At 62.7% G+C, this 14,061-nt stretch carries 12 protein-coding genes and 1 pseudogene; 2 read left to right on the top strand and 11 right to left on the bottom strand.

The window, feature by feature from the left end:
- Window positions 1-80: 80 nt before the first annotated feature.
- The 5 genes from FJV77_RS30505 to FJV77_RS30490 form a co-directional block, all read right to left on the bottom strand.
- Complete coding sequence (locus FJV77_RS30505; RefSeq protein ID WP_185970482.1) at window positions 81-614, bottom strand: GNAT family N-acetyltransferase; 534 nt, start codon at window positions 612-614, stop codon at window positions 81-83.
- Window positions 615-619: 5 nt separating this feature from the next.
- A complete protein-coding gene (locus FJV77_RS33185; RefSeq protein WP_246691435.1) occupies window positions 620-877 on the bottom strand; it encodes a hypothetical protein in 258 nt (85 codons plus the stop codon).
- Window positions 878-888: 11 nt separating this feature from the next.
- Window positions 889-1,152, bottom strand: coding sequence for a tail fiber protein (locus FJV77_RS33180; RefSeq protein ID WP_246691434.1), 264 nt, complete (start codon window positions 1,150-1,152; stop codon window positions 889-891).
- A 61-nt stretch (window positions 1,153-1,213) separates the two neighbouring features.
- Window positions 1,214-1,744, bottom strand: a complete 531-nt coding sequence (locus FJV77_RS30495) for a tail fiber protein (protein WP_142870075.1) — start codon at window positions 1,742-1,744, stop codon at window positions 1,214-1,216.
- A 104-nt stretch (window positions 1,745-1,848) separates the two neighbouring features.
- Window positions 1,849-2,379: a tail fiber protein gene (locus FJV77_RS30490; RefSeq protein ID WP_142870074.1), complete on the bottom strand. Its 531-nt coding sequence runs from the start codon at window positions 2,377-2,379 to the stop codon at window positions 1,849-1,851.
- A 474-nt stretch (window positions 2,380-2,853) separates the two neighbouring features.
- Between FJV77_RS30490 and FJV77_RS30485 the strand changes: the two genes are divergently transcribed.
- Window positions 2,854-7,422, top strand: coding sequence for a putative Ig domain-containing protein (locus FJV77_RS30485; RefSeq protein ID WP_185970481.1), 4,569 nt, complete (start codon window positions 2,854-2,856; stop codon window positions 7,420-7,422).
- A gap of 192 nt (window positions 7,423-7,614) precedes the next feature.
- Here the strand turns inward: FJV77_RS30485 and FJV77_RS33435 are convergent, their stop codons facing one another.
- From FJV77_RS33435 to choX, 4 genes and pseudogenes are all read right to left on the bottom strand, one after another.
- A complete protein-coding gene (locus FJV77_RS33435; RefSeq protein WP_348643851.1) occupies window positions 7,615-7,752 on the bottom strand; it encodes a helix-turn-helix domain-containing protein in 138 nt (45 codons plus the stop codon).
- A 289-nt stretch (window positions 7,753-8,041) separates the two neighbouring features.
- Window positions 8,042-8,440 (bottom strand): annotated as a pseudogene (locus FJV77_RS33430) (cupin domain-containing protein); the annotation flags it as partial.
- A gap of 162 nt (window positions 8,441-8,602) precedes the next feature.
- A complete protein-coding gene (locus tag FJV77_RS30475; RefSeq protein ID WP_142870072.1) occupies window positions 8,603-9,640 on the bottom strand; it encodes an alcohol dehydrogenase catalytic domain-containing protein in 1,038 nt (345 codons plus the stop codon).
- On the bottom strand, window positions 9,641-10,570 hold the full coding sequence (gene choX / locus FJV77_RS30470; protein WP_142870071.1) for a choline ABC transporter substrate-binding protein: 930 nt from the start codon (window positions 10,568-10,570) through the stop codon (window positions 9,641-9,643).
- A 45-nt stretch (window positions 10,571-10,615) separates the two neighbouring features.
- Between choX and betI the strand changes: the two genes are divergently transcribed.
- Window positions 10,616-11,341: a transcriptional regulator BetI gene (gene betI, locus FJV77_RS30465; protein WP_185970480.1), complete on the top strand. Its 726-nt coding sequence runs from the start codon at window positions 10,616-10,618 to the stop codon at window positions 11,339-11,341.
- A gap of 212 nt (window positions 11,342-11,553) precedes the next feature.
- Here the strand turns inward: betI and FJV77_RS30460 are convergent, their stop codons facing one another.
- Window positions 11,554-12,657: an alcohol dehydrogenase family protein gene (locus FJV77_RS30460; protein WP_142870069.1), complete on the bottom strand. Its 1,104-nt coding sequence runs from the start codon at window positions 12,655-12,657 to the stop codon at window positions 11,554-11,556.
- 8 nt (window positions 12,658-12,665) lie between these two features.
- A complete protein-coding gene (locus FJV77_RS30455) occupies window positions 12,666-14,045 on the bottom strand; it encodes an aspartate aminotransferase family protein (RefSeq protein WP_142870068.1) in 1,380 nt (459 codons plus the stop codon).
- Window positions 14,046-14,061: the final 16 nt, after the last annotated feature.

Below are 14,061 nucleotides of genomic sequence, written 5' to 3'. Positions count from 1 at the left end.
CTCCTTTCAACCGCAATGAATCACGAACTCAAACCAAGGGGAATCCTGAATCCTTTAAAAGGCGACAGGCTTTAGGCCGGTCAGGCCGTAGACCACTGCATTCCGATATGGTTATCGCTGGCCGCGACCTCCCTGAACTGAAGGCGGCGGTAGAGAGCCTGCGCGCGAATGTTGCGCCGCTCGACATGCAGAAAGACCCCCGATGCCCCGGAGGTTTGCGCCTGGCCTTGAATTGCCTTGAGCAGAGCGATCCCTCGGCCACCGTTGCGCCATTGCGGCAGGAAACCGATATCGATGATGTGCCAGCGCGCGGCAGTGGAATCGATATAGAGCCGTCCGATCGGCCTGCCCTTTTCTTGCAGTATCAGGAAATCGGCGTTTGAAAATACGCTGACATAGTGGCGATGCTGAAGGTTGAATTGCCCGTCGATGAACGTCCGTTTCATCTCCTGCAGCCACGGCACGGGTTCCATTTCCTCCATGCGGAATGACCAGTAGAGCTGGCGCAGAAATGGAATGTCCGCGAGCGTCGCGCTGCGGGACGCGCGACGTGGAAAGCCCAGCCGAGAGTTTTCGCCGGCAGGAAATGCCGGCAACTCTTCTGCTGCGATCAAGACCATCAACCGAAGGACGGAAAGACCCCCGACATCGCAATACTGTAATTCAGCGCGAGGTAAGGCTGGCGATTCTCGTGCGGCTGACTGTTCCCGGTAATGCCAAGCATGGTGGGCAGGAATTGCGCGTTCACCTGCGCGTTGGCCACAAAAGGACTGGTGCTTCCCGGCGGGGCCAATGAATTGCCGGCAGAGGGCGAGCCCGTTTTCTTGGCCAGATCCGGCTGGTTGTATATGGTGAACTGATGCATGTGCGCCGGCATTTGCGCCACCGTCAGCGTCTCGCTGCTTGCGCCAAACGTCTCACCGATGATGCGGCTTGAAAGCCCGGGGCCTGTGCCCTGGTTGCAGCCGGCGCGGTTGGTAAAATTGGGCAGCTGAAGTTGGTCGTGCCATTGCCGCCGTAATTGGTGCCAAGCAGCGCGAACAGCGCCATATTTTGCTGGATCGGAACAACGGCACCATTGCAGGACGCCCACTCGCGCGGAGCGAAGCTGAAGCCGAAGACCTGTATCTCACCGAGGAAAGGCTCAGTCATTGGAATGTCCTTGCGATCTGGATGGCGAACCGGTTTCCATAAACAATCCCAAGCGCGGGGCTCAGCTCTGCGACGGATAAATTCCCGCCCATGCAATGCAGAACTGCACTGTCAGCGTCGGCATTGTGTTGTCGTGCGGCGAGGTCCCGCCGACACTCTGCGTCGATTGTGGGGCGGTGACATAAGGCGTCGCGCCGGTAATATCGGTCACATACATGGTGTCGTTTGAGATGGCACCAAGTTCAGCCGTCGTGTTGACCGCTTTGCCATCGGCGCTCGACGTGGTCGCGGTCATGGAATGATTGTGCTGCGGCATCTGCTGGGGGAGCAGGGTGACGTTCTCGCTGCCGGCAACCTGGCCCAGGACATAGTTCGAAAGGCCAGACCCGGTTCCCTGGTGGATGGGCACACGGCCGGAGAGACTGGGCACGGCGAACGTCGACTGGCCATCGCCGCCATAGGTGGTACCGATCAGTGTAAACAGCACCTCATATTGCGAGATGGAATACAGCCCCCCGTCACAGGCGAACCAACCGTTCGGCACGCGCGAAAAACCGAACATGCGGATCTCTCCGACAAAGGGCGTGGTCATCGATGGATCTCCTCCGGGCAGTAATTTGGCGGGCAGTAATTTGGCGGGCAGTAATTTGGCGGCAGTGATTTGGCGTGCAGTGATCTGGCGATGGCTCGCAGGCATCAACTGCGTGATGGGAATATCCCGGTCATGGCGATGTTGTAGTTGATGGTCTCGTAGGGCTGTATGTTCGAGTGTGGTTGGTTGCCGCCGACATAGGTGACGGTCGGAGCCGCCAAGGGAACCACGCGGCCATTCGGCGCGGCATAGATGGCATTCGTGGTGGTGCCATAGAGCGCACCGCTGGGATTGCGCGCCGCACCCGCTGCAGTGGTTGCGTTGCCCACATGGTTGTGGGCCGGCAGTTGCTGAGACAGCAGCGTGACGTTTTCAACGCCGCCGGTTTCACCCCACTGATAGGCTGACGGGTTCCAGTTCGGATCGGCGGATGGGCCAAAGCCGACCGGGGTGCGGCTTTGCAGGTTGGGCAGGGCGAAGGTCGTTGTGCCATTGCCGCCATAGGTGGTGCCGAGCAGCGAAAACAGGGCCTGGTTCTGAGCGATGGCGATTATCGAGCCATTGCAAAAGGCGAAGCCCTTTGGCGCGAATCCGAACCCCGTCATCATGATCTGCCCGAGGAAATATTCGGCCATTAGCTCCCCCTAATATTGTGCAAGAAGTTCCTTGAATTCATCATTGCTCATAAACCGTGGATTCTGCAAGTGGAGTTTTTCTACATGGTAGACATGGTGAAGACTGTATGATTTACTTTGCCTTCGAATCCGACGGGGATGATCGCACTCGGATTCTGCGTCAGCTAAAGATTTGATCGGTCGATATTTTTCGCTTCGACACTAAAGCGTATCGATTGGCGGCACGGGGGGCATGCATTGGGTCGGACTGTAAAGTATTGCGCCGGGCGTTCGGATGCGCTTGCCAGCGGGTTCCTGCTGTGGGTTGCCATGCTTGCGTTTGTTGGCATGGCTGCCTTGGCGCCATCCGAGGCACAGGCTGCGCCATCGCTAGGCTGCCCCGCCCCGATAACGTTTACCGTGGCATCTGGCGGCTCTCACCAGATCGACGCGTCGTCATGCGATCCTTTCGGAACAAACCCACAGAGCCAGGTGGTGCAGCCCGCACACGGCCATGTCACCATCGACAACGCGTCCGCCGGGCTCCTGACTTATGTCAACAATGGCGACGGCGCCCTGTCGGACAGCTTCACCTTTGAAGATGCCTCCGCCGGTGTCGTCACCGTCAATGTGACCGTCTTGCCTGCCAGTTCGCCCATCACCGTCACCCCCGCCAGCCTGCCAACGCCGGCAGTCGGCGTTTTCTACGACCAGACACTTTCCTCCAGCGGCGGCGTAGCGCCCTATACCTATACGCCGGGCGGCGGCAGCTTGCCGCCGGGGCTCAGCCTTGCGTCCAACGGCAGGATTTCAGGCACGCCGACGGGCTCCGGCCCTTATAATTACACTGTGCATGTGGTGGATTCCACGGCCGGCACGCCTTTGACGACTGACAAAAGCTACACCTTCATTGTCCCAGGACCCACCCTGGTCGTTTCGCCGACCAGCCCGCCCGCAGGCGCCGTAGGCTTTGCATACAGCCAGCAACTCAGCACCAGCGGCGGCACCGCGCCCTATACCTACAGTGTCGAGATTGGCCCGCTGCCGGCTGGACTGAGCTTGTCTTCCAGCGGCCTCATTTCCGGAACGCCGAGCGCTCAGGGCACCGTCACATTCAAGGTCAAGTCGCAGGACAGCACAACGATCTCGACCGGCGGCGTCTGGTTCGTTACCCAGGACATAACTGTCGTCATCAACGCCGCTCCGACCATCGTCGTCAACCCCGCCACCGTGCCGGGCGGTACAGTCGGGGTCGCCTACAGCGGCGCGACCATGACCGGCAGCGGCGGCACAGGCCCCTATACATTCACGATCAGCGCGGGCGCGCTTCCATCCGGGCTAAGTTTGAACACGAATACAGGCTTGCTTTCCGGCACGCCAACCGCCGGCGGCACATTCAATTTCACCGTCCAGGCAACCGATAGCAGCACCGGGCCCGGACCGTTCAGCGGCACACAGGCCTATACGCTGACGGTTGCCGCGCCGACCATCAGCTTGCCGGCAACGACATTGGCAGATGGCACGCTTGGCGCGGCCTATTCGGCGGTCCTCAACCCGGCGACCGGAGGCACTTCGCCCTACACATATGCGGTGACAGCCGGAGCCCTGCCGCCGGGCGTAGCGCTGTCCGGCGCGGGTGCGTTTTCGGGAACGCCGACCGCAGAGGGAACTTACAACTTCTCGGTAACCGCGACTGACAGCAGCACGGGCACGGGACCCTATTCGAGTGCGCCGCGGGCCTACACGCTCACCATCGTCAACATTCCGCCGGTTGCTAATGCAGTGTCGGCCACGGTTGCCTATGACAGCAGCGCCAATCCGATCACGCTCAACGTCACCGGCGGCATACCGACGTCGGTTGCAGTTGGCACTGCGGCCACCCATGGCACGGCCACGGCCAGCGGCACATCGATAAGCTATACACCCACCGCCGGCTACGCCGGTCCCGATTCATTCACCTACACGGCAACGAATACGGCCGGTACGTCCGCGCCAGCGACCGTCACCATCACGGTCAGCAATCCGACGGTCGTCGTCGCAGCATCCGGGGCTTTGACCGCGCAGGTTGGCGTGGCCTACTCGCAGACTTTCACCGCATCCGGTGGTGCTTCGCCGTACACACTGTCGGTAAGCGGCTTGCCGGCGGGCCTTTCCGCCACGGGGACGACGTCCAACAGCGTGACCGTTTCGGGAACGCCGACAGAAGCGGGCAGCTTCGCCCTCAACGTCACGGGCAATGACAGCAGCACCGGAAATGGCCCGTTCGCGATTGCGCAGCCCTTCACGCTCACTGTCGCTGCGCCGACGCTTTCCATGACGCCGGCGGCGGGAACGCTTAGCGCCGCCTATGGCGCGGCCTACAGTCAGCAGTTCTCGGCGTCCGGTGGCACGGCGCCCTATGCCTACACCGTCAGCGCCGGTGCGCTTCCAGCGGGCCTCGCGCTTGATCCCGGGACCGGGCTGCTCTCGGGAACACCCACCGTAACTGGCTTGTTCACCTTCTCGGTCCAGGCAACTGATAGCAGCACCGGCACCGGCACACCGTTCGTCAGAACGCAAAACTACGTCCTGCAGGTTGGCGCACCGACCATCACGATCGCTCCGGCCTCGCTGGCGGATGCGACTGCGGGGGCTGCCTATACGCCCGTCTCCCTTGTCGCATCCGGCGGTGTTGGTCCCTACAGCTTCACTGTATCTTCCGGTCCGCTGCCGAATGGCATGTCGCTCACTACGGCGGGCATTCTTTCGGGAGCGCCGACGCAGTCCGGCACATTTCCGATCACGGTTCAGGCGCAAGATGCGAATGGCCAGACGGGTACCCAGAGCTACAGCCTGCAGGTGCTGGTGCCCGGCCTGACGGTGTCGCCCGCCAGCCTTCCGGGCGGTGTGGCCGGAACCGCCTACAGCCAGCCGCTGTCGGCGAGCGGCGGCAATGGCCCTTACAGCTTTGCAGTAACCTCGGGTACACTGCCCGCAGGCATAACGCTCACGGGAGATACGCTCGCAGGCACGCCGACCGTTGCCGGCTCCTTCTCCTTCACCGTGACGGCGACCGACAGTACGACAGGTACTGCGGCGACCGGGTCCAGGCCCTATACGCTGATTATCGCAGCGCCGACCATCACGCTGGCGCCCGCCACCTTGCCTGCAGGCCAATACGGCGTTGCCTACAGCCAGACGCTCACGGCCAGCGGCGGCACCGGCCCTTACACCTACGCGCTGACCGGCACCCCACCGGCCGGAATAACGCTGTCTTCAGCGGGCGTGCTTTCGGGCACGCCCACGGAGGTCGGCTCGTTCGCCATCACCGCCACGGCGACCGACAGTTTCGGTTTCACCGGCACGGCAAATTACACGCTGGTGATCGGCAACAACCCGCCGGTCGCCAACCCGGAGACGGCTGAAACGCTTGAAGGCCAGCCCGTGACCATCCACGTCACGGACAACGATACCGGGACCATCACCTCGGTGGCGATCGCCACGGCGCCGGCGCACGGCACCGCGTCCGTCAGCGGCACCGACATCGTCTACACACCGGGAGCGTCCTTTAACGGGTCGGACTCACTGACGTACACAGCGACCGGACCAGGCGGAACCTCGGCGCCTGCCACCGTCACGATCAACGTCAGGCCCATCCCGGTCCCTGTCGCGCAAAATGTCACCACATCGTCCGGCAAGGCTGTGGTCGTCGACCTGACCAAGGATGCGGTCGGCGGACCGTTCACCAGCGCAAGCCTGGTTTCGGTGCCTCCGCCGTCCTCGGGAACGACTGTGCTGAACGGGTTCCAGATGACTTTCACGCCGACGGCAACCTACCAGGGCACGGCCACGGTGACCTTCACCCTGACCAATGCCTATGCGACGTCGGCGGTGACAGCGATCACCATCGAGGTCGTCGAGCGTCCCGATCCGACGCTGGACAGCGAGGTCATGGGTATCCTCAACGCCGAGACCGCCGCGACGCGCCGTTTTGCAACCTCGCAGATTGGCAACTTCCAGCAGCGCCTGGAGGGCCTGCATGACAGCGACAATGGCCAGGAGCCCACGGATGGTCTGGCCTTCGTCCAGGGCATCGTTCTGTCCTTCGACAGCACCTGCAACGAAGCCGAACAAATGGCCAAGGGACCAGACTGCGGTCGCAGCAAGGCGTCCGGCCCAGACTGGCCGTTCAAATCGTCCCTCGACGACACGACCACCTCGGGCACACCCGGCGGCTTCGGTACCGGCAGCTTCGGCCACAGCAAGGTGACCATCTGGACCGGCGGCTCGATCAATATCGGCGAGCGTGACGGCGATGACGGCTATAAGTTCGAGACCACGGGCCTCAGCGCCGGCGTCGACTATCGCTTCAGCCGCGCTTTCGCGATCGGTCTAGGCATGGGTTACGGACGCGATGTCAGCGACATTGGTGACAATGGCAGCCGCAGCACCGGTAAGGCCTACACGGCGGGACTCTATGCCAGCTATCATCCCGGCCAGGACTACTTCATCGACGGTCTGGTCGGATATCAGTGGCTGTCGTTCGACTCGAAGCGTTATCTGACGTCCGGCGGCGGCTTTGCCAACGGCGAGCGCGACGGTGGCCAGTGGTTCGCCTCGGTGTCCGCCGGCAAGAAGTTCGAGATCCAGGAGTGGCAGATTTCGCCCTATGCGCGTCTCGACGTGGCGAAGGCGACGCTGGATGCCTTCACCGAAGGTGGCGATCCGTCCTCGGCCCTACATTATGGCGAGCAGGACATCAGCACCACCACGGGTAATCTCGGCCTGACGCTCGCCTATAAGTTCGCCGCCGACTTCGGCGTGGTTTCGCCGCAGGTGCGACTGGAATACCAGCACGACTTCCAGGGCGACAGCGCGATCACCATGAACTACGCCGACATGTTCGGCGGGCCGATCTACCACACCTCGATCGACGGGTTGGGCAAGGACCGCTTCATGCTCGGCCTCGGGGTGAATGTGCAGACGGTGCAGGACTTCAACATGCGGCTGGAATATCGTGGCCTGTTCGGCAGCGATGGCGATACCGACAACGCGTTCCTGGTCAATCTGGGCAAGACGTTCTGACCTTGTGGCTTGCTCGAAAGACCTATGGCGCCTCCTGTTCACCCTCGCGGCCTGACTGCCGCGGGGGGTGTTGTCACTACCGGAATTGGCGTCGCGGAAAGCGACGGCGATGGCGTGGCCTGATGACCGGCAGCATCGTCACGGCGGACGGCGGCTACACATCGATCTGAGCAGAGTCACGGGCGCGGCCGGCTAGTGCGCCGTCGCCTTTGCGTAGCGGCCAGGCGGCTGGCCGACATGGCGGCTGAAGGCGGTGCTGAAGGTGCTCGCCGAACCGTAGCCGACGCGCTCGGCGACGTCGGCGATGTCGATTTCCTGCTGACGCAGCATGTCTTTGGCCAGCGCCAATGCGCCAGGCCAGCAGATATTCCATCGGCGGCACGCCGACGCTGCGGCTGAAGCGGTCGAAAAATGCCGACCGGGAGAGCGCTGCTTCCTTCGCCAGTTCAGCCATCGTCCAGGGGCGAGCCGGATCGGCATGCATCTGCCGGATGGCTTCGGCCAGCCGTACGTCCCCCAGGCCACGCAGCAGTCCGGCGGGTGCATCCGGCGCTTGCGTCAGCCGCAAGGATTCGACCAGCGGGATCTCGATCAGCCGGGTCAGAACCAGCGCGCGCCCCGACTGGCGTCGGGCCGCTTCCTCGATCAACAGCTTCACCAAGATCGACAGGCGTTCGACGCCGCGGACATGGACCTGATCCGGCACCAGCGAAACCAGCAGCCCGGAATCCTCGCTGTCGAAGACGAAGTAGCCACCCAGGATGCGCACGCTCGGCGGACCTTCCTGGGCGCCATGGCGAGCTTCGCCTTCCGCCGTCAGGGCCGCGACATGCGGATCGATGATCTCGGGGATGACGGGCTCAAAACCCGTCATGGTGAAGCCCGGCGTCTTCGGCAGCAGGATGAAATCGCCGGCTTCCAGCGTGAGCGCCTGTTGCCCATCGACGGCCAATCGGCATGCACCTTCGATCACGATGGCGAAGCTCAGATGGCCAAAATCGCCATAACGGACGCCCAACGGCCGGCGCCGCTGATGCCCTTTGTGAACACGGCCTGAGGCCGGAGCAGTTCAATGATTTCGGAGAGCGGATCGACCATGGAATGGACTGTTCCAAACAAATGGCGGACCGTCAATTGTCTATAGTCTCGCTGCAAAGCAGCCAGCGCCGTTTTCGTGGCGTCACCCTTGGTTGTCAGAACCAAAGACGATCGCCTGCCGCCCCTCGGCAGTCCCCGCCTTCAGCCGAACCAATGCGCTGGTTGCCTCGGCCAGCGTGACGCGCTGGACCTGAGCCTCGAAGGGTTGCGCCTCATGCAGTCCTATCAGCTCGCGCATCTGCGCGCGTGTGCCGACGCTGGTCCCGGTTATCCAGACGCCGCTTGCGGTCAGCCACTCCTGGCTGAGGGGCACCGGCTGCGAGACCATGGCCGCCGCGATGATCCTGCCGCGCGGGCGGATTGCCGCAACCATGGCATCCCAGCTTGCCTGCGTCGGCGCAAAATTGATGCAGACATGAGCGCGCAATGCGGCCGGCCAATTGTTCGCCAGTTCGGACGAGGCAAGCAGGGTGTGCTCGGCGCCGAGAGACGCAGCCAAGCGAAGCTTGGCTTCATCCGTATCGATGGCGACGAGCACAGCGCCAAGCCGTCGAGCGATCTGGACGGCATAGAGGCCCAAGCCGCCACAGCCGAAGACGGCACAAATCTCTCCTCGCCTGACACCCGCTCGCTGCACGGCGCCAAAGGCGGTCAAGCCTGCGCACATCAGGGGCGCCAGCACCGCCGCATCGCCCTCATCCGGCAGCCGCGCGGCAAAGCGTGCGTCGGCAACGACATATTCGGCAAAGGTGCCTGCAACATCGAAGCCGTGCGCGCGCTGGTGCTGGCAGAAAGACTCCATTTCGGCGTGGCACTCGTCGCAGTCGCCGCAGGTGTCGTGCAGCCAGGCGACGCCGGCGCGCTCGCCGAGGCACCAATCCGTGACGCCGGCGCCAAGCTGCACCACCCTGCCCACGCCCTCATGGCCGAGAATTGTTGTCAGCTGCCCTGACGCCGGCCGCACGTGGCCTTGCCAGACATGTACATCGGTATGGCATATGCCGCTGGCTTCCAGGCGAACCAATATTTCTCCAGGGCCGGGTTCCGGCCGCTGCATGGTCATGATGCGCAGCGGCTCACCTGTCTTCTCCAGCACCGCCGCCAGCATGCTCTGGTTCATCTAGAGACCCAGAGCGCTTTTAACGACCGGCAGGCCTGGCTGACCGTCAAAAGTCGAGACGCCGTCCAGCCACTTCGCGAGCTTGTCGGGGTTGCGCTTGATCATCTCACGGGCAGCTTCGTCGGCGGATTTCCCCTCCCCCAGGATCATCCGCATGCCATAGTTTTCGTAGGTGAGATCGAAGGCCAGATTGGCAAACAGCTTGGCGGCGTTGGGGCATTCCGTCGAAAAGCCCTTGCGGGCGATGGTGCGGACGGTGGCGCCGCCGAAATTCGGCCCGAACTCGATGTCTCCGCCCGACAAATAGGTAATCTTGTAGTCGAGGTTCATCGGATGCGGCTCCCAGCCGAGGAACACGACCCAGCCCTTGTCGGCCACCGAGTTGGCGACCTGCGTCAGCATTGCCGCCTCGCTGGACTCGATAATTTGCCACTCGCCGAGCCCATGGCGGCTGGCCGCCACCATGTCGAGCAGCGGCTTGTTCGAGCCTGCCTCGATGCCATAGATCTTGCTGCCGAACTTGTCTGCATGGGCTGCCAGATCGTCGAAGCTCTTGACGCCCTGGTCGGCAACATATTGCGGTACGGCGAGCGTGTATTTGGCGCCTTCCAGGTTCACGCCCAGCACTTCGACCGATCCCTCGTCGAAATAGGATTTGTATTCCTCGTCCTGGACTGGCCGCCAGTTGCCGAGGAACACATCCATGTCGTTTTCCTTCAGCGCCGAATAGGCGACGCCAAGGCCGAGCAAGGTCTGCGAGGCGTCGTAACCCAGGGCATCGAGGATCACCTCGGCGGTGGTGTTGGTGAGGGCGATGTCGGTCCAGCCAAGATCCGCCATGCGGACCTTCTGGCACTGCGCCGCATCGGCGGCCATGGCGGGCGATGCGATCAACCCGGAAAGCAAGGCAAAGATGACTGTCGTACGCATTCTTGGTTCCCCATTTTCTTGATGAGACGACTGCCAGCCAACGCTATGGCGTTTGCGCTGTATGTCAATACAGAATCTTGTACTAGAATACAAAAATCTAATTTGCTAGAAAGGGAAATGGCGACTCAAGGCAAGCGAACCAGAATCGAGGACATAAGGCGCGTCGAGCTGATCGCGGCCGCGCATCGCGTGTTCCTCGAGCATGGGCTGCAAGGCATGACCTCGGCCCGCATATGCCGCGAGGCCGGCATGTCGCCGGGCATTCTCGCCTATTATTTCAAGGGCAAGGACGAAGTCCTGTTCGGCATGGTGCGCTACAACAACCGCCTGCTGATGGAAGACGTCATCGCGCGGCTGAGTAAGGCCCAGACCAACTGGGCGCGGCTGGAAGCGATCGTCGAGGGTAACTTCCCCGCGCAAGCTTTCACCCGGCCTATCGCCAGCGCTTGGATTTCCGTCTGCGCCGAAGCCGGCATGAACGAGCAATATGCAAGGCTCCAGCGCGTGTTCCATCGGCGGCTGCGCTCCAACCTGGCCTCTGTGTTTGGCGGGATGCTCGATGCGGCGCGCCTACACGAGGCGAGCCTGATCATCGCGGCCCTACTCGATGGGCTCTGGCTGCGCAAGGCGGTTGCCGACGATATCGGACGCGACGAGGCCATCACCCTTGTCTTCACCGGAATTCGCTCCTTGGTGAGCGACAAGGAAGAGAAGCTGCTGCGTTCAGATCGGGAACCAAAGCAGACGCCTGCCCGGCGACGGCGGCATTGAGTCTCTGCCGCACCTGACGACACTTTCGCCGATGCGGCAAGATCGCAACGGAACTAGGTAGCCACCGCATGGCGCGCCCGGCTCAGCGCCACCGCATCGGGTCCGGCAGGGAAGCTGATCGCGGCCAAATCACGCGATCGGACGGGCGAGATCGATAAGGTCCGACAGCTCGTGATGATTTTCTTACCCGCACCAAAGCGCCTGCTGCCAGGTCAACGACCATCGACCCACATCGCGTCCGGCACGACCACCAGCTTGCCGACGAAATCCTTGGCGATGAAGTCGGCCTGCGCCTTGTGGAAATCGGACAGTCTGTAGACACCGCCAACCAGCGGCCGGATTTTCTTCGCCTCGATGTAGCGGACGATGCGGCGGAAATCGGCGCGCGTTCCCTGGCTCGATCCATGCAATTGCAGTTGCTTGAGATACATGGTCCTGAGATCGAGTTGCACCACCGGCCCGGCGATGGCGCCGGCTGTGGTGTAGCGGCCCTCGGGTCTCAGGATGCGAAGCAAGTCGTTGAAGATTGCGCCGCCGACGAGATCGGCTACCACGTCGATCGGCTGACCGCCGGTCGCCTCGTTGACCGCAGCGGGCAGGTCGGCGACGCCACGGGTTATCACCGCCTCGGCGCCTATGTCGCGCACCGCCTGTTCCTTGCCCTTGCCGACAACGGCGTAGGGAATGGCGCCGCGCGCTCGCGCCAGCTGCACGATGCCGGAACCGACACCGCCCGAAGCGCCGGTGACAAGCACGCGCTCGCCAGCTTTCAGCGCCGCGCGTTCCAGCATCTGTTCGCCGGTGAGATAAGCGCAGCAGAAGGTGGCGAGTTCGACGTCGCTCATCTCGGTGTCGACTACATGTGCGTTCTCAGCCGGCACCGTCTGGTATTCGGCGTACCCGCCGTCGCGACCGTGGCCCATGTAGTCGATGTCGGCGAGTGAATCGTCGTCGCGGTTGTAGATCGAAAAATCGATCATCACCCGTTCGCCGATACGGTCCGGCGAAACGCCTTCGCCGACGGCAGCAATGGTGCCGACCGTGTCGGTGCCCTGGATGCGCGGGAAAACAAGCGTGTTGCCTTGCCGCCGCCAGGTCGACACGGCGGCGGTATCCTCCTCGGTCCCATAGGCGCCTTGGCGCACCCAGACATCGGTGTTGTTCATGCCGCAAGCGCTGACCTTGACCAGCACTTCACCCGGGCCGGGCGCAGGTACTTTCACATCGGTGCGGTAGACGAGTTTTTCCGGTCCGCCGTGCCCGGTGAGCAGCACGGCGGCCATGGTGGCGGGAAGGGTCTTGGTCATGGCATTCATGGTCGATCTCAGAGATTGGCAAACACGCTGTTGACCGCATCGGCGGTCTTCGACACGACGATGTCTGCTTCCTCGCGGGTCAGGCAGAGCGGCGGCGCGAAGCCGAGTATGTCGCCCTGCGGCATGGCGCGGCCGATGACACCGCTGGCGGCAAGCGCTGTCGCCACTTGCGGCCCGATCTTGAGCGAAGCGTCGAAGAACACCCGGTCGTCCTTGTCGGAGACAAACTCGACCGCCGCCAGCATGCCGTCTCCCCGAACGTCGCCGACATTCTTGTGCCCGCCAACGGCCTTGGCCAGCTCGGCGCGGAAATAGGCGCCGGTCTCGCCGGCGTTTTTCACCAGGTCCATCTCGTCGATCAGTTCGAGATTGGCGACGCCTGCGGCAACGCAGATCGGATGCGCGGCATAGGTCCAGCCATGGCCGAGCGAGCCGAGCTTGTCCGAACCCTGCACCAGCACCTGCCAGACCTTGTCGGCAACGATGACGCCAGACAGCGGCGCATAGGCCGAGGTCAGGCCCTTGGCGATGGTGATCAGGTCCGGCTTGATGCCGTAGTGGTCGGAGCCGAACATGGTGCCGAGACGACCGAAGCCCGTCACCACCTCGTCGGCGACCAACAGCACGTCATACTTCTTCAGCACCGCCTGGATCTTTTCCCAATAGCCGGCAGGCGGCGGCACGATGCCGCCGGTGCCCAGGATCGGTTCGCCGATGAAGGCGGCGACGGTTTCGGGACCTTCGGCCAGGATCATCTCCTCGAGCTTGTCGGCGCAGTGCTGCGAGAACTGCTCCTCGCTCATCGAACGGTCGGCGCGGCGGAAATAGTAGGGCGCCTCGGTGTGCAGGATCGGCGCGCGCGGCAGGTCGAAGGCGTTGTGGAACAGGTCGAGCCCGGTCAGCGATCCCGTCATCACGCCCGAGCCGTGATAGCCGCGCCAGCGCGAGATGATCTTCTTCTTCTCCGGCCGCCCCAGCACGTTGTTGTAGTACCAGATCAGCTTGATGTTGGTTTCGTTGGCGTCCGAACCGGAGAGGCCGAAATAGACTCTGGACATGCCCTTCGGTGCGCGGTCGATGATCATCTTGGCAAGTGTGATCGAGGCCTCGGTGCCGTGACCGACATAGGCGTGGTAGTAGGCGAGGTTCTTCGCCTGGGTGGCGATGGCTTCGGCGATCTTCTGGCGGCCGTAGCCGACATTGACGCAATAGAGGCCGGCAAAGGCATCGATGCTCTTCTTGCCATTGTTGTCCCAGACGGTGACGCCTTCGCCGCCGGCCATGATGCGTGTCGGGCTCTCGCCCCGCGCATGCGTGCCCATATGGGTCGAGGGATGGAAGAAGTGGTCGCGATCCCAGGCGTTGAGTTCGTTGGACTGGTCGAGCATTTTTTGACTCCTTGAG

It is taken from the genome of Mesorhizobium sp. WSM4306, from assembly GCF_007003975.1.
In the GTDB taxonomy this organism is placed as follows: Bacteria; Pseudomonadota; Alphaproteobacteria; order Rhizobiales; family Rhizobiaceae; genus Mesorhizobium.
Note: the sequence above shows the minus strand (reverse complement) of the source record. Positions and strands in the feature narration are given on the sequence as shown.